Origin of the sequence: Nostoc parmelioides FACHB-3921 (genome assembly GCF_014696625.1) — a bacterium.
Taxonomy (GTDB): domain Bacteria; phylum Cyanobacteriota; class Cyanobacteriia; order Cyanobacteriales; family Nostocaceae; genus Trichormus; species Trichormus parmelioides.
In genome coordinates this window covers 145892-168544 of the sequence record NZ_JACJQL010000007.1, presented here as the reverse complement: position 1 = coordinate 168544, position 22653 = coordinate 145892, and the positions used below count along the sequence as shown (strand labels likewise).

At 41.4% G+C, this 22653-nt stretch carries 17 protein-coding genes; 12 read left to right on the top strand and 5 right to left on the bottom strand.

From position 1 onward, the window contains the following. Window positions 1-649: 649 nt before the first annotated feature. From H6G14_RS07715 to H6G14_RS07695, 5 genes are all read left to right on the top strand, one after another. Window positions 650-4045 carry a phycobilisome rod-core linker polypeptide gene (locus H6G14_RS07715; RefSeq protein ID WP_190566507.1) on the top strand — a complete coding sequence of 1132 codons (3396 nt, stop codon included), beginning with the start codon at window positions 650-652 and terminating at the stop codon, window positions 4043-4045. A 455-nt stretch (window positions 4046-4500) separates the two neighbouring features. Then, complete coding sequence (gene apcA, locus H6G14_RS07710; protein ID WP_010994198.1) at window positions 4501-4986, top strand: allophycocyanin subunit alpha; 486 nt, start codon at window positions 4501-4503, stop codon at window positions 4984-4986. A gap of 65 nt (window positions 4987-5051) precedes the next feature. Next, window positions 5052-5540, top strand: coding sequence for an allophycocyanin subunit beta (gene apcB / locus H6G14_RS07705; RefSeq protein ID WP_010994199.1), 489 nt, complete (start codon window positions 5052-5054; stop codon window positions 5538-5540). A gap of 217 nt (window positions 5541-5757) precedes the next feature. After that, window positions 5758-5964, top strand: coding sequence for a phycobilisome linker polypeptide (locus H6G14_RS07700; protein ID WP_010994200.1), 207 nt, complete (start codon window positions 5758-5760; stop codon window positions 5962-5964). Between the two features lie 176 nt (window positions 5965-6140). Continuing rightward, on the top strand, window positions 6141-6956 hold the full coding sequence (locus H6G14_RS07695; protein WP_190566505.1) for a SirB1 family protein: 816 nt from the start codon (window positions 6141-6143) through the stop codon (window positions 6954-6956). Window positions 6957-6977: 21 nt separating this feature from the next. Here H6G14_RS07695 and H6G14_RS07690 read toward each other — a convergent pair whose 3' ends face one another. From H6G14_RS07690 to H6G14_RS07675, 4 genes are all read right to left on the bottom strand, one after another. Further along, entirely contained in the window at window positions 6978-7418 is a 441-nt protein-coding gene (locus H6G14_RS07690) for an SRPBCC family protein (RefSeq protein ID WP_190566503.1), read from the bottom strand. Window positions 7419-7660: 242 nt separating this feature from the next. Then, complete coding sequence (locus H6G14_RS07685) at window positions 7661-7882, bottom strand: hypothetical protein (protein ID WP_190566501.1); 222 nt, start codon at window positions 7880-7882, stop codon at window positions 7661-7663. Window positions 7883-7955: 73 nt separating this feature from the next. Further along, window positions 7956-8195 carry a hypothetical protein gene (locus tag H6G14_RS07680; protein WP_224311691.1) on the bottom strand — a complete coding sequence of 80 codons (240 nt, stop codon included), beginning with the start codon at window positions 8193-8195 and terminating at the stop codon, window positions 7956-7958. A 193-nt stretch (window positions 8196-8388) separates the two neighbouring features. Then, complete coding sequence (locus H6G14_RS07675) at window positions 8389-8784, bottom strand: hypothetical protein (protein ID WP_190566499.1); 396 nt, start codon at window positions 8782-8784, stop codon at window positions 8389-8391. A 570-nt stretch (window positions 8785-9354) separates the two neighbouring features. Between H6G14_RS07675 and H6G14_RS07670 the strand changes: the two genes are divergently transcribed. From H6G14_RS07670 to H6G14_RS07655, 4 genes are all read left to right on the top strand, one after another. Next, window positions 9355-13020 (top strand): WD40 domain-containing protein, encoded by a 3666-nt coding sequence (locus tag H6G14_RS07670; RefSeq protein WP_190566519.1) that lies wholly within the window; start codon window positions 9355-9357, stop codon window positions 13018-13020. A 312-nt stretch (window positions 13021-13332) separates the two neighbouring features. Continuing rightward, on the top strand, window positions 13333-15042 hold the full coding sequence (locus tag H6G14_RS07665) for a B12-binding domain-containing radical SAM protein (RefSeq protein ID WP_242053371.1): 1710 nt from the start codon (window positions 13333-13335) through the stop codon (window positions 15040-15042). 237 nt (window positions 15043-15279) lie between these two features. Then, window positions 15280-16758, top strand: a complete 1479-nt coding sequence (glgA, locus tag H6G14_RS07660) for a glycogen synthase GlgA (RefSeq protein ID WP_190566496.1) — start codon at window positions 15280-15282, stop codon at window positions 16756-16758. A 121-nt stretch (window positions 16759-16879) separates the two neighbouring features. Then, entirely contained in the window at window positions 16880-17452 is a 573-nt protein-coding gene (locus H6G14_RS07655; RefSeq protein ID WP_190566494.1) for a transposase, read from the top strand. A gap of 53 nt (window positions 17453-17505) precedes the next feature. On the opposite strand, the gene H6G14_RS07650 is transcribed toward H6G14_RS07655, so the two are convergent. Next, window positions 17506-18921, bottom strand: coding sequence for an isochorismate synthase (locus tag H6G14_RS07650; protein WP_190566492.1), 1416 nt, complete (start codon window positions 18919-18921; stop codon window positions 17506-17508). Window positions 18922-19201: 280 nt separating this feature from the next. Here H6G14_RS07650 and menA point away from each other — a divergent pair, with 280 nt between their 5' ends. The 3 genes from menA to H6G14_RS07635 all read left to right on the top strand — a co-directional run bounded on the left by menA (window position 19202) and on the right by H6G14_RS07635 (window position 22585). Beyond that, a complete protein-coding gene (menA, locus tag H6G14_RS07645; RefSeq protein ID WP_190566491.1) occupies window positions 19202-20107 on the top strand; it encodes a 2-carboxy-1,4-naphthoquinone phytyltransferase in 906 nt (301 codons plus the stop codon). Window positions 20108-20219: 112 nt separating this feature from the next. After that, on the top strand, window positions 20220-21182 hold the full coding sequence (locus H6G14_RS07640; RefSeq protein WP_190566489.1) for an o-succinylbenzoate synthase: 963 nt from the start codon (window positions 20220-20222) through the stop codon (window positions 21180-21182). Then, window positions 21167-22585, top strand: a complete 1419-nt coding sequence (locus H6G14_RS07635) for a 2-succinylbenzoate--CoA ligase (RefSeq protein ID WP_190566487.1) — start codon at window positions 21167-21169, stop codon at window positions 22583-22585. Before H6G14_RS07640 ends, H6G14_RS07635 begins: the two co-directional genes overlap by 16 nt. The last annotated feature ends 68 nt before the right edge of the window (window positions 22586-22653 follow it).

The window sequence follows — 22653 nt, the reverse complement described above, 5'->3', positions numbered from 1 at the left end:
TGCAAAGGAACTTATTCACTTTAGTTTTGCGTGATTACATTGTAGAAAATCTTACCCATACTTGTGTTGCTTAGTACACATGAATGAAATTTTTTGTCAATGCGTAAGTCCTAATTATATTAATAATAGGCACAGAGACACAGGAATTTATAATATCCTAGCTATTAGGCGATCGCTCTCATGATTTACGACCAATCTGAGTTTGATTGGCATAGCTTATATAAAATTCAAGTAATGTATGATACTAAGTATTCTGGGTTAAGGGAACTTAAAGAGGAATTTTTACCCAATCCCTAGTCCCCAGTACCCAGTACCTTGATTTTTATGCTCAAATAAAAATTAGAGAACCAAAGCGAATTAGAACTTTTTTGGCAGATTTGTTAAAGAACGTAACAAAAATTAGATTTTGTCTTCGCCCTGAAAGAGTATGTCCTTCTAGAAATACAAGGGTTGAGACTAAAAAATCTACACACTTCTTAATAAATCACCAGCGTCAACGCAAAACGTTCTAATCTAAAAGCTGATTGGGTTAATTTTACTGGCAGTTTTGAAGGCGTTATTTGTAAATCATAGGTACACCCATGTGTCAAGCCTCAAAGCGACCCAGACTTAACACATAAATTATTATGATGGGAGTTTTACAAATCAGATGAGTGTTAAGGCGAGTGGAGGAAGCTCGGTTGCGCGCCCGCAACTATATCAAACCCTAGCTGTGGCAACAATCACCCAAGCGGAACAGCAAGACCGCTTTTTAGGCAGGGGTGAACTAGATGAACTGGCAAGCTATTTTGCATCTGGTGCAAAACGTCTAGAAATTGCCCAACTTCTCACAGAAAATTCCGAGATTATTGTTTCTCGTGCTGCTAACCGGATTTTTGTTGGTGGTTCGCCAATGGCTTTCTTGGAAAAGCCCAGAGAACCAGAATTGGCAATGGCTGCTGTTGGTGGTGGTGATGTCAGAGAGAGCATGAAGTTGGGAACTGTCACCTACGTGGAAACCCGTGGTGGATTCCTAGAAAACTTGCGCTCTATCTTTAATACATCTCCCAGTGGCCCAACCCCTCCAGGGTTTAGACCAATCAACATTGCTCGTTACGGCCCAAGCAACATGGCCAAGAGCTTGCGGGACTTGTCCTGGTTCTTGCGCTATGCTACTTATGCGATCGTGGCTGGCGACCCCAACATCATTGTTGTGAATACACGGGGTTTGCGGGAAATTATTGAAAATGCTTGCTCTGGTGAAGCGACCATTGTTGCTTTGCAGGAAATCAAATCAGCATCCCTTTCTTACTTCCGCAAAGATCCTGAAGCCGCAGAAATTGTGGCTCAGTATATGGATGTTTTGATCACAGAATTCAAAGCACCCACACCATCTAATAAACTGCGTCAACGTCCTTCTAGCGACCAGCAAGGGTTACAGCTACCCCAAATCTACTTCAGTGCTGCTGAAAAAAGACCCAAGTTTGTCATGAAGACTGGGTTGTCAGCAACCGAAAAGAATGAAGTAATCAAAGCAGCTTATAGACAAATATTTGAGCGCGATATTACCCGTGCTTACAGCTTGTCAATCTCTGACCTAGAATCCAAAGTTAAGAACGGCGACATCTCCATGAAGGAGTTCGTCCGTCGTTTAGCAAAATCTCCTCTTTACCAAAAACAGTTTTACCAACCTTTTATTAACAGCCGCGTTATCGAACTAGCTTTCCGTCACATTTTGGGACGGGGGCCAAGTAGCCGTGAAGAAGTTCAAAAATATTTCTCAATCATTTCTAACGGCGGTCTGCCAGCTTTAGTAGATGCTTTGGTAGATTCGGCGGAATATGGGGACTACTTTGGAGAAGAGACAGTACCTTACCTGCGTGGTCTGGGTCAAGAAGCTCAAGAATGTCGTAACTGGGGGCCACAGCAAGACCTGTTTAACTACAGTGCGCCTTTCCGTAAAGTACCTCAGTTCATCACTACATTTGCGGCTTACGATCGCCCACTCCCAGATCAACACCCATACGGTTCTGGTAATGACCCATTAGAAATTCAGTTTGGGGCGATTTTCCCGAAAGAAACTCGCAACCCCAGCACCAGTCCCGCACCTTTTGGTAAGGACACCAGACGGATTTTGATTCACCAAGGGCCTGGTATTAACAACCAAGTTAGTAACCCCAGCGCACGCGGTCTAGCTCCTGGTTCTCTTGGGCCTAAAGTGTTCAAGTTGGATCAATTACCCGGCACTATCGGTAGGAAAGCAGCTAAGGGTGCAAGTGTCAAGTTCTCCGAAAGCTCAACCCAAGCAGTAATTAAAGCTACTTACTTGCAAGTTTTCGGTCGGGATGTGTACGAAGGTCAACGCCTGAAAGTCCAAGAAATTAAGCTGGAAAACGGCGAAATTTCTGTGAGAGAGTTTGTCAGAGCTTTGGCTAAATCGGATCTATTCCGTAAGCTTTACTGGACTCCTTTCTATGTTTGTAAAGCGATCGAATATATCCACCGTCGCTTATTAGGTCGTCCTACCTACGGTCGTCAAGAAAACAACAAGTACTTCGATATCGCCTCTAAGAAGGGCTTATACGCTGTAGTTGATGCCATTCTCGACAGCCTAGAGTATACCGAAACCTTTGGCGAAGATACAGTTCCTTACGAACGCTATCTAACTCCGGCTGGTGTAGCACTGAGACAGTTACGTGTTGGTACTATCCGGGAAGATGTGGCGAATGTTGAAAAACAAGAAACACCACGTTTTGTAGAACTGGGTACAGTTAAAGAAAATCGGACTCAACCAGATATCGATTTCCGCATCAACCAAGGTGTTACCAAGCAGCGTGAACAAACCAAGGTGTTCAAGCGGGTAGCGGCTAACAACGATAAAACTGCAATCAAAACTTTGATTAGTGCGGCTTATCGGCAAATTTTTGAGCGTGATATTGCACCATACATTGCTCAGAATGAATTTTCAGGCTGGGAAAGCAAACTGGGTAACGGTGAAATCACTGTCAAAGAATTCATTGAAGGTTTGGGTTACTCCAACCTCTACCTGAAGGAGTTCTACACACCATACCCCAACACCAAAGTAATCGAGTTGGGAACCAAGCACTTCCTCGGTCGCGCACCAATTGACCAAGCAGAAATCCGCAAGTATAACCAAATTTTGGCTACCCAAGGGATTCGGGCTTTTATTAACGCTTTGGTAAATAGTCAGGAGTACAACGAGGTATTTGGCGAAGATACAGTACCTTACAGACGCTTCCCGACCTTACCTGCGGCGAACTTCCCCAATACCCAAAAGCTGTATAACCAACTCACCAAACAAAATAATGATGTGGTTATCCCCAGCTTTAAGCCTGTGCAAGCGCGGATACAGTCTGATAAGACCCCAATTTTAGCGAAGGCGATCGCAGATTTAGCAGCCCAAGCCAAACAAATCGACAAGAGCAAGCCTCTGTTCATTGAATTGGGTCGCTCCTACAACGACGGTCGCGGACAGTCTGTAGAAGTGGGTGTGGGTACAACTCGTCGTAAACCTGCACGTATTTATCGCCTGACCGATGGTATCGGCCAAGCAGAAAAACAACTGGTAATTAACGCGATTTACCGTCAGGTATTGGATGTATTTAGCGGACAAGTACCAGATTATTACCGCCGCACAGAACTAGATAGCAAACTGCGGAATGGGGAAATTTCTGTACGGGAATTCGTGCGGGAAATAGCTAGTTCCGAAATCTATCGCAAGCGTTTCTACACACCTTATCCCAACACCAAGGTAATTGAATTCTTATTCCGTCACCTGTTGGGACGTGCGCCAGCAACTCAAGGCGAAATCCGTCAGTACAACAAGCTACTAGCTGATAGTGGTTTGCGTGCTGCTGTAGAAGCAATTGTGGATAGCCCAGAATACAGCCGCTACTTCGGTGAAGATGTGGTTCCTTACCCACGCTTCCCATCACTACCCGCAGGTAACTACCTCGGTAGCGTCCAAGCAGCAGCTGACTTGGTGAAACAATCTTGGTCTAGCTTGTCGCCATCCACCCTTACAGGTAGACCAGGCGATCGCTAGGATCAATTCAAAATTCAAAATTCAAAATTCAAAATTAGAAAATTTTGAATTTATGAAGTGAGTTTTGGAAGATAGTTAGCCGAAAATTTAGGGACTAGAGCTTAGGAATTGAGGATTAGGGAATATTTTTCCTAATCCCACAGTACCCAACTTTAATCCCTAATTTTGCTGTAACTATTGGAGCGATCGCCATAAATCTGAAACAAATATTACAAAGTATTAAGAGCAGTCATAAATGCTCAACAGAATGCCGGAGAATATTTTGCGGAAGGTCACTGAGTTTTAAAGCTTGTGTAGTTGTATTAACTCAAGCAAACTTGTATTGTAATCACTATGGCAGTCACTTCTTTTACTGCCGTGTATGCAAGACGAGAATTAATTCTTAGTCGCCCAAATTTAAAATCGCACCAGTTTAATCAAATTCTGGTTTCATTTCGTACTGGAGGAATCCATTAATGAGTATCGTCACGAAGTCCATCGTGAATGCTGATGCAGAAGCCCGCTACCTCAGCCCTGGCGAATTAGATCGGATCAAGAGCTTCGTTGCTGGTGGTCAACAACGCCTCCGCATCGCTCAAGCGTTGACCGACAACCGCGAACGTTTGGTTAAGCAAGCTGGCGACCAATTGTTCCAAAAGCGCCCTGATGTTGTTTCTCCTGGTGGTAACGCTTACGGTCAAGAAATGACAGCTACCTGTCTGCGTGACCTAGACTACTACCTCCGTCTTGTTACCTACGGAATTGTTGCTGGCGACGTTACTCCTATTGAAGAAATTGGCGTAATCGGTGTTCGTGAAATGTACAAGTCCCTCGGCACTCCTATCGAGGCAGTTGGTGAAGGTGTACGTGCATTGAAAAATGCTGCTTCCACCCTTCTGTCTGCTGAAGATGCTGCTGAAGCTGGCTCTTACTTTGACTACGTAGTAGGTGCGTTGCAGTAGGGTGCAGCTGTTTCCCTGCTGAAACTGGAATATTGCAATAAGGTTGGAAATAAGGAATTAACAACATGGCTCAAGATGCAATCACCGCCGTCATTAACTCTGCTGACGTGCAAGGTAAGTACCTCGATACCGCAGCTTTAGAAAAGCTCAAAGCTTACTTCTCCACTGGCGAACTGCGCGTACGTGCAGCTACAACAATCAGCGCTAACGCAGCTGCGATCGTTAAAGAAGCTGTAGCTAAATCTTTGTTGTACTCTGACATCACCCGTCCCGGTGGTAATATGTACACCACCCGTCGTTATGCAGCTTGTATCCGTGACTTGGATTACTACCTGCGTTACGCTACCTACGCTATGCTAGCTGGCGATCCTTCCATCCTAGATGAGCGTGTATTGAACGGTTTGAAAGAAACCTACAACTCCTTGGGTGTACCCGTTGGCGCTACCGTACAAGCTATCCAAGCTATCAAAGAAGTAACCGCTAGCTTAGTTGGTGCTGATGCTGGTAAAGAAATGGGTATCTACCTAGACTATATCTCCTCTGGCTTGAGCTAGAAGCTATTTCGCACTTAGTTATTTATAAGTGCGGCTTGATGAAGGTCTGGAAATCAGTCGTGAGTGCTAGGACGTTCTATTGCTTACATTGATGAGTATTAGCGGTCTGGTATTGATGCTTGATTTCCAGCCTTGGAATGATTAATTAATTAATTTGCGCTCAAGATTTTTTGAGATAAAGAATTTTTCCCAGAATACTGATAGGAGATTTCAAGTTATGTCCCGTTTGTTTAAAATTACAGCGCTTGTTCCTAGCCTCAGCAGAACCCGTACCCAACGCGAACTACAAAATACCTACTTTACCAAGTTGGTTCCTTATGAAAATTGGTTCCGCGAACAGCAACGTATTCAAAAAGCAGGGGGCAAAATTATCAAGGTGGAACTCGCAACTGGTAAGCAAGGTACTAATGCTGGGTTGCAATAATTCCTATAGGCCGAAAATTATTATAGTTAAGTTATGAGAGGGGTCTGTTTAGACCTCTTTTTTATGTTTATTAGGGTGCAGGGGTATAGGGGTGTAGGGAAATATTTTTTTCTTCACACCCCTAAACCCTTATACCCCTAAACCCTTACACCCCTTTGCATAGTGAGGCTTGGTCTATGAATTTCTCCTCAGCACGACAATATTTTTATCAAGAAATTCAGCAATCTGAGGCGGATATTGACCTAGCTAGGGCAGCTTTGTATATTGCTAAGGAAGAATATCCCAAACTGGATGTAGAGGAATATCTGAACGCACTCGATACAATGGCAATGGAAGTTGAGGAACGCTTGCCATCTTCACGGTATCCGTTACGGGTGATTCAAGGTATTAATCAGTATTTGTATGACGATTTAGGATTTGCTGGGAATCAGAAAGATTATTACGACCCACGCAATAGTTTCTTCAATGAAGTAATTGACCGTCGAGTGGGTATTCCGATTACTTTAGCTTTAGTTTATCTGGAGATTGCCCAAAGGATTGATTTTCCGATGGAAGGAGTGGGATTACCGGGACATTTCCTCATCCGTCCAGCTATCTCGGATATGGAGATTTTTGTGGATGCGTTTAATCGTGGCGAGGTGATGTTTGCCCAAGATTGTCAAGACAAGCTAAATCAAATGTTTAAGGAATCGGTGAATTTGCGCCCGGAATTTTTAGCTAGAGTCAGCAAGCGGCAATTTTTAGCAAGAATGTTGACGAACCTAAAATATATTTACCTGAGACAGCAACAATTAGAAAAAAGCTTAGGTGTCGTTGAAAGAATTTTGTTACTGTTTCCTGAAGCAACTTCAGAATTGCGCGATCGCGGTTTGCTTTACTATCAACTGGGTTATTATCCTCAAGCTACCAATGACCTAGAAACCTACCTAGCAAATGTCCCCAACGCCGAAGATGCGGTAACTATCCGGCGGTTTTTGGGAGAAATGAAGTGACTATTGACTATTGACTATTGACTATTGACTTTCTGCTACCCGTTTGAGGCGGCGGAGTTGCGCCTGCATATCTTGTTTTGTCCAGGCGGCGGCGAAGGTGTTGAAGCCCCAACTGACTAGAGGATTAGGGATGTCAAATTCAAAGCGGTTGATGAGTTGGGTTCCCTGTGCTATTGGTTGACATTCCCAGCGATCGCTTCCTTGAAAAAATCCCTGAAACGTCCACACTACTAAACCAGGTTGGCGTTCGGCTACAACGGTGTTTAAAGTAGGTTGAAGTAGGGGAATTTGAATTATAAAGCGGCTTTTACTACCAATATCTGTACTCCACGTTTCACCCACCGGTTCGCAGCGTAGGACGGGGTTTAGCCAACGGTGCATAAGGGTTAAATCTGTAATACAGCGTTCTACTGTGCTGGCTGTGGCGTTAATTTGAATCGATTGTTCGAGAATTTGGGGCATGGTGGTAATTCGTAATCAAGGCATATAGAAAAATTCTTGGCATGAGGCGTTTTTAATACTTTACCCGACAGGGTGAGGCAAGACATTTTTTTCTTATATGCTTAATTTTATTCCCGTACCAATTAGATTAACCCGATGTTATGCCGACTTAATTAATGATTGCAACACGTCCTTGGTTGAAGACGCGATGAATCGCGTCTCTACAGATGGTTTATTTGTCGCATTCTTTTTTCCAATTGGTATTACTTGACCTCATTGTTGTCTGCATCATCTTGGTTGTGAGAATTTTTAGAGGACTTGTGAGATTTGAATGACCCAAAACTGTAAGCCATCGCTATTTTCACAATGTCAAAATATGCTGGATGATTATCTTTGTTGACGATCGCCAGAGATATCGACCCTGCAACTAAGATGACTAAAATTGGTGAGAGTGCATCGCCTTTGAAACCGTTGTTGTTTGTCATAACCTAACCTCCTAGTAGTTGGAAACCTTTGGCTGGTGAAATTTAGCCAAAGGTGGGCAATTATGGCGCAAAATTAACTCCAAGACTCAAAGATCATGGCGATCGCCAGTAAACAAACCAGTGAAACTGCCACTCTGGCAATCCAAATCCATGTATCTGGCGATCGCAGTAGCATCAGTACGGGGAGAACTGTAAAGGTGTGTGAGATGACGAAGGCGATCGCCATACCCACAAGCATTAACAGAAAATATTTCACCCCTCTACCAGCCCAAATTAAAATCACATTTTGTTTGTTGTCGAAATTCGATTTCATGATCATTCCTCCGATGTAGAACAAATCTAAGCAAAAAGCCCGTCAGTGCTGAATCACACTACCGGGCTTGTAAACTTCTCATTTATCAAAAGCCAAATGTCTTTAGAAACTTCGCCTATTTAGTTGCAAATTATCATTCTCACCAAGCTATCAATCTTCTCAACTGTAAAATAGCTATGGCAGATTGAGCAGATTAGGTCTTTTTATTCGCTATCCTCCAAGCTATCCATGTTTCCAGGATTTGGTCGTATATCGTCTGAATTTCTGCCAATTCTTGATGAGTCAAGCCATAACGATGACTAACGTGGCCAGAAAGTTCGACAATAGTTTCGTATTTACCCTGTTTACTACGAGTCACAAACTCACCATGTTGAGTTGCTGATAAAGTCTCAATTAAGAGAAAGGTCATGTGAGAAAAAACTGGCGGTAAATCAACTGAATAAAATTGTGTCGGCAAAATTTTTGGCTGACTTTTGTCTTCCAGTCCTAATTTAGGTGAAGTTTCCCAAGGGTTCTCCTCTATCTTTAGCTGCATTCTGAGAGTGTTGGAACCCTTAATGAATTCTGGCAGTTGTGAGAAGCTATTCATATTTAGATGCTCCGTGATGTTGATTGTTGAGATTTACACTAATCTGTTTATCTCACATATATATAGCTTAGGTATAAGATAATCACATCTGATTAAAATTTGCAAGTACTTTAGTGGCATTTTTTTGACCCAAGAGGTTTAGTTATGAAAATAGATATGTTTTTTATATATATTTATATCACTAGGGTATATCGCTAGGGAAAGTAGCCCCAATCACAAAAATTCATCCCCAGGGATAAAACAGAAAATATTGATAAGTATTTTTACTTATTTGATTTGAATTAAATGCTTTGCTACTACCAGGGACTTCCAGATAAAAAATATCCAAAATGTAGGGTGCGTCAGTCCGAGAAAACCTAGCCATACCAAGAAATTATTCATACTGACGCACCCTACGAACCGTCAACTGGGAATAAGTTATTTTTTGGTGTTCCCCTGGTAGCAAACATTTATTGTGTAGTTATTGTGAAGTGTGTATAAATACCCTTTCCCGAATCTAGTGACTGTGTTATAAGAAGTTATCTCACATACTGATAACTAAGTGAATATATTGTGTGGAACCAAGATGAAATGATGATTGCTGCTGACGTGTTTCAGCTTCCAGAAGATTTCATCACAGGAGTAGCAACCAAATATGGTGTTACAAAAACAGAGCTTGATGCCTTAGTTTTGGCATTACACGATCACTCTGGTGCTGAGATTGCTGCCAAGCTAGATATTTCTCAACCTGCGGTCAGGAAGAGACTAGGAGAGAGTTACCGCAAACTAGGTATAGAAGGTAAGGGTAACAAAAAAATTAATGGACTGAGGCAAAAGCTATATGAGCAGTACCAACTCAGTTATCAACATCCTGTATCCTCTTCGGAAGACTGGGGAGAAGCTGTTGATGTGGCTGGGTTTCGGGGACGAAAGGAACCACTTCTAGAATTAGAACAATGGATAGAAGGTAATGGTTCTAATCGTTGTCGCTTAGTAGCAGTATTGGGGATGGGGGGCATTGGTAAGACCGTATTAGCGGCAATGGTCGCTAAAAAAGTCCAACAGGAGTTTGATTATTTGATTTGGCGATCGCTCCGCAATGCTCCATCACTGGGAGATATTCTCACACAACTGCTGCGCTTTTTAGCTAATGAAAATGAAAATGATTTAACAGACACTGATAACAATAAAATAGTCAGACTGATAGATGTTTTAAGAAAAAAAAGATGTTTGGTAATTTTAGATAATGTTGAATCAGTCCTTCGTAGTGGCGAGGGCAAAAATCAAGAATGGGCTGGTGAATATCAACCAGGATATGAAAACTACGGCTATTTATTTAAAAAAGTAGCCGAAGCTTCTCACGAAAGTTGCTTGTTATTAACTAGCCGAGAAAAACCCAAAGAAGTAGCAGCTTTAGAAGGAAAAAATCTGCCTGTAAAGGTGTTACAGCTATCAAGTCTCAACTTAGCGGAAGCTAGGGAAATTTTGCGTGATAAGGGATGTTACTGCACTGATGAGCAGTTAGATGAATTGGTCAGACGTTACTCTGGCAATCCTTTAGCTCTCAAGATAGTGGCGACTACAGTTTATGAGTTATTTAGTAATAATATCAGTGAATTCCTCGCCCAAATTCACCAGGAAAGTGCTGTATATGGAGATATTCGCACACTTTTAAAACAGCAATTTCGACGACTGTCAGATTTAGAGAAAAAAGTGATGTACTCCCTGGGGGCTAATCGTGAGTATGTTTCCTTTAGAGAGCTTAAAGATGATTGGCTAACCACAGAATCGCCAATCAAAGTTATGGAAGCACTGGAGTCTTTATTGCGGCGATCTCTAATCGAGAAGGCTTCGCCTACGCTCATCGAAAAAGCCTCGTCTACCCAGGGAGAAAAAGAGGCAGAATCCAGTAAATTTGGACTGGAATCTGTGGTCATGGAATATATCACCGCCAAATTTATCGAAAACTCCGTGGAGGAATTTAGTCAGAAAAAAAAACTCGATTTTATTAACACCTATCCCTTGATGAAGGCGCGATCGCTTGATTATATCCGCCAGATTCAAGAACGGTTAATCTTAGAACCAGTCAAGCAGAAGTTACTCAATATTTTCGGTACAGAACTAGAACTGCATTTACGCAGAATGCTAGGAACTTTACAAAAAGAACCCCTACCAAAAAAAGGCTATGCTGCCGGTAACTTGATTAATCTCTTGCGTCAACTACAACTAGATAAGTTTCCCGATGAATCCCCAATCGATTTGAGTGGGCGAGATTTTTCTGGTTTAACCATCTGGCAAGCTTATTTTAAAGAGGTGAAGTTAAGAGAAACCATCTTTGCCAACTCTGACTTAACTGGTTCTGTCTTCACTGAAACCATGTCTAGTGTGGTGTCAGTGAGATTTAGTCCTGATGGCAAATACTTTGCTACAGGTTTGATGAATGGAGAAATTCGCCTGTGGCAAACCACAGATAATAAACAACTGCGTATTTATAAAGGTCATACCGCTTGGGTTTGGGCATTTGCCTTTAGTCCCGATAGTCGAATGTTAGCTAGTGGTAGTGCTGACTCGACAATTAAGCTTTGGGATGTTCACACAGGCGAATGTCTAAAAACACTCTCAAAAAATGCTAACAAAGTCTACTCAGTCGCTTTCAGTCCTGATGGTCGCATCTTAGCCAGTGCCGGTCAAGATCAAACCATTAAACTTTGGGATATAGCCACAGGGAATTGTCAGCAAACTCTCACAGGTCATGATGATTGGGTGTGGTCTGTCACTTTTAGTCCAGTCACCGATAATAAGCCGTTGTTACTCGCCAGTAGCAGCGCTGATCAGCATATCAAACTGTGGGATGTTGCCACAGGTAAGTGTCTGAAGACTCTTAAAGGTCACACTAAAGAGGTTCACTCTGTTAGTTTTAGTCCCGATGGTCAAACCCTAGCCAGCAGCAGCGAAGACAGCACCGTCAGACTGTGGGATGTGAAAACAGGACAGTGCGGGCAAATATTTGAAGAACATAGTAAAAAAGTTTATTCTGTACGCTTTAGCCCTGATGGACAAACCCTAGCTAGCTGTGGCGAAGACCGCAGCATCAAACTTTGGGATATTCAACGCGGTGAATGTACCAATACCCTATGGGGACATTCTAGCCAAGTTTGGGCGATCGCCTTCAGTCCTGATGGACGTACACTAATTAGCTGTAGCGATGACCAAACAGCCAGACTTTGGGATGTCATCACAGGTAATTCCCTTAATATCCTGCGCGGTTACACCCGTGATGTTTATTCAGTCGCCTTTAGTCCCGATAGTCAAATTCTCGCCAGTGGTCGTGATGACTACACTATCGGACTCTGGAACTTAAACACGGGAGAATGTCACCCCTTACGAGGACATCAAGGACGCATTCGTTCCGTCGCCTTTCATCCCGATGGTCAAATACTCGCCAGTGGTAGCGCCGATAACACCATTAAGCTGTGGGATATCAGCGACACTCACCACAGTAGATGTATTCGTACACTTACAGGACATACTAACTGGGTATGGACGGTAGTCTTTAGTCCCGACAAGCACACCCTGGCCAGCAGCAGTGAAGACCGCACCATCCGCCTGTGGGATAAAGATACAGGTGATTGTGTCCAAGAATTAAAGGGACACAGCCATTGGGTATGGACAGTAGCTTTTAGCCCTGATGGTCGCACCTTAGCTAGTGGTAGCGCTGACAGTGAAATTAAAATTTGGGATGTTGCTAGCGGTAAATATCTTCAAACCTTGACAGATCCTCTGGGCATGATTTGGTCAGTAGCATTTAGTCTCGATGGAACATTACTCGCCAGCGCTAGCGAAGACCAAACAGTCAAGTTATGGAATTTGAAAACAGGTGAATGTGTCCACACCCTTAAAGGACATGATAAACAGGTTTACTCAGTTGCATTTAGTCCCAATGGGCAAATTTTAGCTAGTGGTAGCGAAGATACAACCGTGAAATTGTGGGACATCAGCAAAGGTTCATGTATTGACACTCTCAAACATGGACATACAGCCGCAATTCGTTCTGTAGCTTTCAGCCCTGATGGCAGGTTGCTTGCGAGTGGTAGCGAAGATGAAAAAATTCAACTGTGGGATATGCAAAATTGTAGCCGCCTGAAAACCCTCAAATCTCCTCGCTTGTATGAAAATATGGACATTACCGATATCACAGGTATTACAGACGCGGAAAAAGCTTCTTTGAAAATGTTAGGCGCGGTTGAGGACAGTTAAGTTTCTTCAAAGCAGATCCCTGACTTCTTCCAGAAGTTGGGATCTGAAACTTTGCAAATGCTACCTTGATGAGGAAAAAATGTCTTATAAATACTTCCATAGATATATGTATGTCGGTGTATATTTTTGGTTTGTTATTCTTTGATCAACATAATTTCCTGAGTCATATCTCTGAAATTAGAAAAGATTATACTCTTAAACAGGTGTGCATTACCACCAATCAAAATCTATAAAGATAGGTGGTGAAAAGTGTTTTTAAATCTCATCAATCCGCCAAATAAATTTATAAAATTCCTTGGTTTTGTACAAGATATGGTAGATACAACAAAGGTTTTATCACTACCATCATCAATATGGCAACCAATTGATAACCGTTGGAAGTTATCAAAAATTGTTTTGATTGGCGAATATATTAAATATAGAACTTTTAATGGAGCTAACAAGGCTCTGCCTGTACTGGCATCTAGTTTAGTAAATGCTGGGTTCAACAGAGTTATTCAGCTAGATTTAGAGCGTCCTGACTTGACTGTTGATCATGTTTTACATGAAGTAAGAAACGCTGATTTAATCATTTTTGCTGGTTGCTTAACTACTCAATGGCAAGAAATTGATGAACATAGCAAAAAAGTATTTACAGAACTAAAGAAATACGGGCGGGAAAATGTTCCAATTTTAGTTGGTGGTTATGCGACTAAAAGCGTCAAAGATATTGCCCAAATTACCCCTTGGATCACCGGATTTTGTGATGGTGAGGGTGAAGAATCAATTGTGGAAATTGCTCATGCAGTTGCCAAAGGGAACTTCTACAGAAACATGAAACATTTACCTGGATTGTGTTTCATGAACAAAGATAAGGAATTTTACCGCGTTGCTCCTGAGCATAATCAGCCTAATAAATTTCACCATTCTATTGCACCTAGAGTTGATAATTTTGATGACATAGACCAGAATTTGGGATTAATACATATTCCCCAAATTCATAATATGGATATTTTTAAAACTAAAGACGGAAGGCAACTAAAAACAGCCCAGATTTTTACTCAAAGAGGTTGTCCCTGGGGCTGTGGCTTCTGTAATAAAAGCCAAGAAAATAATCATATAGTCAGATTAAGTGAAGCTTCTTTCCGTCAGCAGTTGCGGCAATTAAAACAGCGTGGTTATGAAGCAGTTTATCTCGATGTTGATACCTTTACTGCCCATGTAACAGTCGCTAAAAAAGAAGCGGAAATTCTTAAACAGGAAGGTTTTGTCTGGGGTTCAAATACGAGAATTGACAAAATTGACTACGAACAGATGCGCTATTTGGTAGAGCATAACTGTGCCTATATGTTCTTTGGTGTTGAGCATAGCTTACCAGAAGTATCCTTAGCTAATCATAAATTTAATGGCTCGATGCAAAGCCAAATCAAGCAAGCCTTTGATTACCCATCTAATATAAAACAAGCATTTCAGGATATGAATAAAGCTGAATTACCCAGCAGTTACTTTTTGATTTTAGGACTACCAAAAGCCAAGCTGAATGAAGATAAAACCGAAATCATCGGTTATGAACCAACAACTTTAGAAGATGATCTGAGGACAATTCACTTTGGCTTAGAAGAATGCCATCCTGATTTTTTGAACTTTAACATACTGCGATTTATGCCGGGAAGTTTTGCGGCTGATACACCTGGTGATTGCAGCTACTCTTGTGTACGTCCTTCTGGGAATAAGCCAATTACCGCCGGCTATTTCTTACAACGCGCTGTCCAACACTATGGCTATCCCCAGTCGCCCACACATGGAGTTTACCGACTGTGTGAGTCAGTAGGTAGATATCAGCCTATAAGCACGGCAATAAATCCCCAACGGGTTTATGACACAATTTGCTACGCCATACAATTGATTAACGCCAAAATTGACGCAGGCGGTAAAGCTACAAAGTTATTTATTGACAGAGATTTATTAACTTTAGGTTTAGTTAGTCAGGATGAACAGGGAAGATATGCGATCGCTCCTTTAGAGGATTTTGCCAGAGTTTAGGGGTATAGGGGTATAGGGGAAGAAGTGGAGTCTAAATTCTGCCCTTACACCCTTACACCCTTACACCCTTATCGCCTCACCCTCCCAAAGTTACGAAATCTTGAATATATATTCACCAAACCCAGATTTTAAGCAAAAATCCCTAGCTAACATTCCCTTAGTCACTTGTCAATGAGTACATATTTCATGTACTCACTAGTATAGTAAAGATAAATTTTTGTGAAGCGAGGACTACGGATGTACATTGTACAGATTGCCTCGGAATGCGCCCCTGTAATTAAGGCAGGGGGTTTGGGGGATGTTGTTTACGGATTGAGTCGGGAATTAGAGATTCGGGGCAATTGCGTCGAGCTAATTCTGCCTAAATATGATTGTATGCGCTACGACCATGTTTGGGGACTGCATGAGGCTTACTTAAACTTGTGGGTTCCCTGGTTTGGTGCAGCCATTCACTGTACTGTTTACTGCGGTTGGGTACATGGGCGAGTATGTTTCTTCATTGAACCCCATTCCGAGGACAATTTCTTTAATCGGGGCTGCTATTACGGTTGTGATGATGACGATATGCGCTTTGCCTTCTTTAGCAAAGCTGCTTTGGAATTTCTCCACCAAAGCAATAAGCGCCCTGATATTATCCATTGTCATGATTGGCAAACAGGATTAATTCCTGTCATGCTCTATGAGATTTACAAGTATCATGGCATGGACACTCAACGGGTTTGCTACACCATCCACAACTTTAAACATCAGGGAATTGGTGGTGTCAAAACTCTCTGGGCGACAGGGCTAAATAGAGAAGCTTATTACTTCCAAGAAGATAAATTACGGGATGACTATAACCCCTTTGCCCTAAATTACATGAAAGGCGGTATAGTCTACTCCAATGCTGTTACCACAGTTTCACCAAACCACGCTTTAGAGGCACAATATACTGATGTTGGTTGTGGCTTAGGTCATACTTTGTATCTACACAAAGATAAGTTTAGTGGGATTCTCAACGGTATTGATTACGATTTCTGGAATCCAGAAATTGACCGTTACATCCCCTATAACTACAACCAAGACGATTTTGAACAAAAACTATATAACAAAAAAGCTTTACGCGAGCGCTTGTTGCTGCAAGCTGCTGATAAACCAATCATTGCTTACATTGGGCGTTTAGATAATCAAAAAGGCGTGCATCTTGTCCATCACGCCATCTATCATGCCTTGAATAAAGGAGCGCAATTTGTATTATTGGGTTCAGCAACAGAAGCAGGAATCAATGCTCATTTCCGTCATGAAAAACAGTTTTTAAATAGCAATCCTGATGTCCATTTAGAATTGGGCTTTAACGAAGAATTGTCCCATTTGATTTACGCCGGGGCCGATATGATTGTTGTTCCCAGCAATTATGAACCCTGTGGTTTAACGCAAATGATTGGTTTGAAGTATGGTACTGTCCCTATTGTACGTGGTGTTGGTGGGTTAGTAAATACGGTGTTTGATCGAGATTATGACCAAAATTTACCACCAGAAAAACGTAATGGTTATGTATTTTATCAATCTGATAACCAAGCTTTAGAATCAGCCATGAATCGGGCAATTGATTTGTGGTATCAGGCTCCTGAAAAATTCCAACAATTGGCGATTCAGGGAATGAATTATGACTACTCATGGAATAATCCAGGCACGGAATATTTAAATATTTACGAATGGATTAAATATAAGTGGTAAGGGATTTTTAATCTTAAAATATCCCTAGTGAGATAGATCCCCGACTTCTCTAAGAAGTCGGGGATCTGAATTCATGACTATTAATAGGGAATACTAAAGGCAAGTCTCATATTCAAAGCTTATGCCACAAAGACATATTCCCCTGAAAATTGGCAATTTTTATCATGTTTATAATCGGGGGAACAATCGCCAAGCAATTTTCTTTGAGCGTGAAAACTATATTTATTTTCTCCAATTGATAAGGGAACATCTCATTAGCAATGCAGTAGATATTGTTGCTTACTGTTTAATGCCCAATCATTATCATTTTTTAGTTTATTTGAGAGATGAAACCCTGTCTGACGCTATGAAATCTCTCTCCCTTTCCTACACAAAGGCAATTAATAAGCGTTTTAATCGCTCTGGCGTATTATTTCAGGGAAGGTTTCAAATTATTGAAGTTTTACAAACTGATTATCTTGTCCATCTCTCGCGTTATATTCATCTAAATCCAGTGAAGGCGGGACTAGTAAATCAACCTGGCGAATGGGAATTTTCCAGTTATTTGGAGTATGCAGGATTACGAGCAGGAACAATACCCAAAACAGGATATATTAAGATGCAGATTGAGCAAGAGTTAGCTTATCAGGGATTTTTAGCGGATCATAACCTACCTGATAGCACTGGCTTTAAAAGACTGTTGCTAGATGATTAGCTTGGAATATAGATACCCGACTTCTTAGAGAAGTCGGGTATCTGGGGGAATTATTAAACGAGCGCTTTTAGTAAGGCCTGTAATTTGAGTTGTACTTCAGCAAATTCTTTGTCAGGATCAGAACCGGCGACTATTCCAGCACCTGCGTAAAGTCTAGCGCGATCGCCATCTATTAACGCGGAACGAATCCCCACAATAAATTCACAGTTACCTTGAGAGTCTATCCAACCAAGAGGCGCAGCATATAAACCCCTCTCAAAGGTTTCGTAGCGACGAATTTCTTCACAGGCTATATCCCTGGCTGCACCGGCTACGGCTGGTGTTGGGTGTAGTTGGGCAATGATCTTCAATGGGTGAACATTAGCGGGAACTATGGCGCTGATTGGTGTCCACAGGTGTTGGATATTAGATAATTGTCGTAGACGCGGTGGTAATACTTGGGGTAATAAACCTAACTGGGTGAGACGTTGAGTAATGAAATCCATTACTAATAAATGTTCATGCCTTTCTTTTTCGCTGTTGAGTAAACGATTAGCATTAGCGGCATCTTCAGCAGAAGTTTTTCCTCGTGGCGCGGAACCTGCTAAAGCATCAGTAATTAATTGTTGATTATGAATAGTAATTAATCTTTCTGGACTTGCACCAATAAAGTTCTGTCCTTTGCCATTACTGGTAGAAAATATATAACAATTAGGATGAGCTTTACGCAGATTATTTAATGAATGTAATAAATTAAAATGCTGATTTGAACTCACATCCAAAATATCTGCTAGAACTACTTTACTTAATTCGTTAGACTGAATCCTTTCTAACGCTGATGCCACTGATTTTTTATATCTTTCTCCATTAGTAATTAATTTTTTACTTAGATTAGTGGGAAAATAATCAAGATTAGACGAGTAAGGTTCCAGCGAATTTATAAGTTCTATTTTATCTCGTAAATTTTGTAATAATATTTGAATATTAACGCTAGAGTTAATAACTGTATTCATCACCAATGTGCAACATTGATTTTTTACAGATATTTGCCAACGTGGTAAAAAAACAGTCGCAGAAGGAAATGGATACTCTATTTTATTACTTTCGGAAAAAAAGCTAAAGTAACAAAAAAAATGCGGCCCCGCAAATGGTTGGTTAGCATTACCAAAATTAATTATATTTTCTAAATTAGATTTAATAAAATACTCGGCTTGAATGAAGCGTTCTTGTCCATCGATTTGTAATTTGGTGACTGCATCAATGCCAGCGATCGCTTCCCCTTTGCCTCTGTTCTCAAAGTAAAAATTTATTGCATTTGCTTGCGCTAATTTAGCAAATACGGCCAAAGGATCAACCCAGTCAATTTCCAAAGAAATACTCACAATCTGCCTACAATGATTGTTGAGGCAATTTTGTTGCACAGCTAACAAAAATTGATAGAGGTCTTTTTGTTCGATAAATAAGCTACGACGACATGGTGAAACTGTCATGGATGTAAAAAATAGTAAATTTTTTTTAAGTTATCTTCCAAAGTGTAATTAATCATGGTCGTATTTCTACAGGTAACATATTCAGTCACCATTTCACCAGAGTATGATTTTTCTTGTTGATGGTGTTCCTAGACTCTTACCAAAGCTCTTTAGGGGTGGGTGTAAGGGTGTGGGGATGTGAGAGATACTTCCAAAAAATATACTAGCTTTATTGAACCTGTACTCTACTAGCTAGAGGTATTGTTTGTAATTTTCAATTTTGAATTTTTTACCACGACTGATGACTACAAAGCAAATTTCTCATCCTAAAATTAAGCTATGGATGGCGGCAATTAAACCGCCGATGTATAGTGTTGCCATCATGCCTATTTGGGTAGGAGGCGCAGTTGCATTTGCTGAGAATAAAGTTTTTAATTTAGCAGTATTTTCTACTTTTATTGTTGCCGCAATTTTAATTCTGGCTTGGGAAAATATCAGTAATGATGTATTCGATTCAGAAACAGGAATTGATGTAAATAAACATCATTCTTTAGTAAATTTAACTGGCAAGAAGGCTTTGGTGTTTTTGTTAGGAAACTTGTGTCTAATTTCCGGTTTATTGGGGATATTAGCGATCGCCACTTGGCAACAAGACCCCACAATTATCAGCATCATCCTGTTATGCTGCGGTTTAGGCTATATGTACCAAGGGCCTCCCTTTCGTTTAGGATACCAAGGATTAGGGGAAATTCTGTGCTTTTTTGCCTTCGGGCCTTTGGGCGTGTCAGCAGGATACTATAGCCAAACCCAAACTTGGTCAATCACAAGTTTAGCCGCCTCCGTCATTGTCGGGATTGTCACAAGTTTAGTTTTATTTTGCTCCCACTTTCACCAAGTTGATGATGACATCAAAGCAGGTAAGCGATCGCCCATCGTCCGCTTAGGTACAGCCAACGGAGCAAAAGTTCTCACTTGGTTTACAGCCAGCATTTACCCCTTCAGCTTGCTATTTGTACTCTTGGGATTCTTCCCTGTGTGGACGCTGTTAAGTTGGCTAAGTTTACCTTACGCCTTCAAGCTATGTCGCCACGTCCAGCAAAACCACAACCAACCAGAAAAAGTCAGCAATTGTAAATTCATCGCCGTAGCCGTGCATTTCTGGAGTTGTTTATTGCTGGGTTTGGGATTTGTGATTGCAGGGATTTAAATCCCCGTCTGAACGCGAACAGCGTGCAGTAGGCAAAATGTCTTTAATTTTGTTGGCGTAGCCTTAGAGTAGGGTATTTTGAATTTTGAATTTTGAATTTTGAATTGTTAATGTGTTTCCCAATTATGAATTCAGCTTTCGCCCCATAGCCCGAAAATTTGTGCGATCGCTCATTACTAATCATGGTATCTGGGAAGTGCGCGAGGCAATTATTCTCCGTCTTACAGATACCACAGGTAAAGTCGGCTGGGGAGAAATCGCACCCATTAGCTGGTTTGGTTCCGAGACTTTAGAACAGGCTTTAGATTTTTGTCGCCAATTACCAGAAGAAATCACCCAAGAAATCATTTTTTCCATTCCCGATGATTTACCAGCGTGTCAATTTGGCTTTGAGTCGGCGTTGGAAGCAATGGGGAGTGGGGAGGATGTAACAACAACTCATGCTCAATTCAGCGCCTTATTACCAGCCGGAGAAGCAGCATTACATCAATGGCGAAGTTTGTGGGACGAAGGATATCGCACCTTTAAATGGAAAATAGCCGTGGGTGAAGTCGCCCAAGAATTGAGAATTTTTGACTTACTCACAAAAAGTTTACCTGCATCTGCAAAACTGCGATTAGATGCTAACGCAGGACTAAGTTATCCAGAAGCTCACCTATGGTTACAGGCTTGTGATAATTTACCCATAGAAGTGGAATTTATTGAACAACCATTACCCGTTGAGCAATTTTCCCAAATGTTGGAATTGAGTGAAGCTTATCCTACAGCGATCGCTTTAGATGAATCTGTAGCTAACCTCAAACAACTAGCTGCTTGTTATGCACAAGGTTGGCGGGAAGTGTTTGTGATTAAACCGGCGATCGCTGGTTCCCCCTCTTGCCTACGACAGTTTTGTCAACAGCATGAGATTGACGCGGTATTCTCATCTGTATTTGAAACGGCGATCGCCAGAAAAGCATCACTCCAACTAGCAGCAGAATTATCTCGTAACAATAGGGCTGTTGGTTTTGGCGTTAACCACCTTTTTCACCAAGAAGCAGAAAACTGGCTGCAAAGTTTATGGAACAACCCTTAGCCTATCTGAATCGCCTCACTCACCATGATTGGCTGATTGGTTATGACAGCCGAGAATTTCACCAAAAAGCCACAGAACTCTACTTACAACTTAGCCAACTCTCAACACCAGAGACATCATCAAAAATCATCCTAGCCGAACGTGAACCCGTAAACTTTCTAGCTAGTTTTATCGCCGCCTGTGCTGCTAATTGTCAAGTTTTCCTCTGTAACCCAGACTGGGGAGAACAAGAATGGCATCAAGTATTTAATTTAGTCCAACCAGATATTATTTTAGGCTTAGAAACTAAAGACAAATCAACTCAAAACTCAACAACTCCCCAATCCCCAATCCCCATTACCCCTTATCCCCAGAGGGGGCCCCACCTTCCCCACTCCCCACTCATCATGATTCCCACCGGTGGCTCATCGGGACAAATTAAATTCGCCATCCATACTTGGGAAACCCTCACGGCTTCAGTGCAGGGATTTAGAGAATATTTTCAAATCAAACAAGTTAATTCATATTGTGTTTTACCCCTATATCATGTCAGTGGTTTAATGCAGTTTATTCGTTCTTTTATCACAGGCGGTAAGTTAGTAATTCAACCATTTAAATCATTAGAAATCAATCAAATATCCCAAGTTAAACCTACAGAATTTTTCATATCTTTAGTACCGACACAGTTACAACGCCTACTACAAAACTTAGAATTAACTACATGGTTATCCCAATTCAACACCGTACTTTTAGGTGGTGCGCCGGCTTGGGATGAATTATTAGAAAAAGCCAAATTCCATAGCATTCGATTAGCACCCACCTATGGAATGACAGAAACCGCCTCTCAAATTGCCACCCTTAAACCAGATGATTTTTTGAATGGTAAAATTAACAGTGGTCAAATTCTTCCCCATGCCCAAGTGAGAATTTGTAATCAACAAGGGGAATTCCTACCAGCAAATCACATAGGAAATATTACAATTCAAGCTCAATCTTTATCCCTTGGTTATTATCCCCAACTTGTGCAGAACCAACATTATTTACAGGTAGATGATTTAGGTTTTTTAGATGAGCATGGTTATTTAAATATTGTCGGCAGAAACAGCGACAAAATCATCACAGGTGGAGAAAACATCTACCCCATAGAAATAGAATCAGCCATCCGCGCCACACAAATGGTAGCTGATGTTTGCGTAATTGGTATACCAGATCAACAATGGGGACAAGCATTAACAGCAATTTATATTCCCAAAGATACCAATACATCGATCAGTGAAATTAAAACCGCCATCTCCCATCAACTCAGCAGATTTAAAATCCCCAAACATTGGATTCCATTAAATACCTTACCCCGTAACTCCCAAGGTAAAATCAATCGCCAACAACTACAACAAATAGCCCTGTTGAACATAGAAACTAAATAAAAAACTCCGCGTACCTCCGCGCCTCCCAGCCTGCGGCAAGCCGCAAAAGCGTCTACCGCGCCCCTCCG

What these genes read in the sequence shown, in the direction of transcription:
- H6G14_RS07715 (WP_190566507.1), top strand. Translation starts at nt 650, where the DNA reads ATGAGTGTTAAGGCGAGTGGAGGAAGCTCGGTTGCGCGCCCGCAACTA.
- H6G14_RS07650 (WP_190566492.1), bottom strand. Translation starts at nt 18,921, where the DNA reads ATGACAGTTTCACCATGTCGTCGTAGCTTATTTATCGAACAAAAAGAC.
- H6G14_RS07670 (WP_190566519.1), top strand. Translation starts at nt 9,355, where the DNA reads ATGATGATTGCTGCTGACGTGTTTCAGCTTCCAGAAGATTTCATCACA.
- apcA (WP_010994198.1), top strand. Translation starts at nt 4,501, where the DNA reads ATGAGTATCGTCACGAAGTCCATCGTGAATGCTGATGCAGAAGCCCGC.
- apcB (WP_010994199.1), top strand. Translation starts at nt 5,052, where the DNA reads ATGGCTCAAGATGCAATCACCGCCGTCATTAACTCTGCTGACGTGCAA.
- H6G14_RS07690 (WP_190566503.1), bottom strand. Translation starts at nt 7,418, where the DNA reads ATGCCCCAAATTCTCGAACAATCGATTCAAATTAACGCCACAGCCAGC.
- H6G14_RS07685 (WP_190566501.1), bottom strand. Translation starts at nt 7,882, where the DNA reads ATGACAAACAACAACGGTTTCAAAGGCGATGCACTCTCACCAATTTTA.
- H6G14_RS07665 (WP_242053371.1), top strand. Translation starts at nt 13,333, where the DNA reads ATGGTAGATACAACAAAGGTTTTATCACTACCATCATCAATATGGCAA.
- H6G14_RS07695 (WP_190566505.1), top strand. Translation starts at nt 6,141, where the DNA reads ATGAATTTCTCCTCAGCACGACAATATTTTTATCAAGAAATTCAGCAA.
- menA (WP_190566491.1), top strand. Translation starts at nt 19,202, where the DNA reads ATGACTACAAAGCAAATTTCTCATCCTAAAATTAAGCTATGGATGGCG.
- glgA (WP_190566496.1), top strand. Translation starts at nt 15,280, where the DNA reads ATGTACATTGTACAGATTGCCTCGGAATGCGCCCCTGTAATTAAGGCA.
- H6G14_RS07675 (WP_190566499.1), bottom strand. Translation starts at nt 8,784, where the DNA reads ATGAATAGCTTCTCACAACTGCCAGAATTCATTAAGGGTTCCAACACT.
- H6G14_RS07635 (WP_190566487.1), top strand. Translation starts at nt 21,167, where the DNA reads ATGGAACAACCCTTAGCCTATCTGAATCGCCTCACTCACCATGATTGG.
- H6G14_RS07680 (WP_224311691.1), bottom strand. Translation starts at nt 8,195, where the DNA reads ATGAAATCGAATTTCGACAACAAACAAAATGTGATTTTAATTTGGGCT.
- H6G14_RS07655 (WP_190566494.1), top strand. Translation starts at nt 16,880, where the DNA reads ATGCCACAAAGACATATTCCCCTGAAAATTGGCAATTTTTATCATGTT.
- H6G14_RS07700 (WP_010994200.1), top strand. Translation starts at nt 5,758, where the DNA reads ATGTCCCGTTTGTTTAAAATTACAGCGCTTGTTCCTAGCCTCAGCAGA.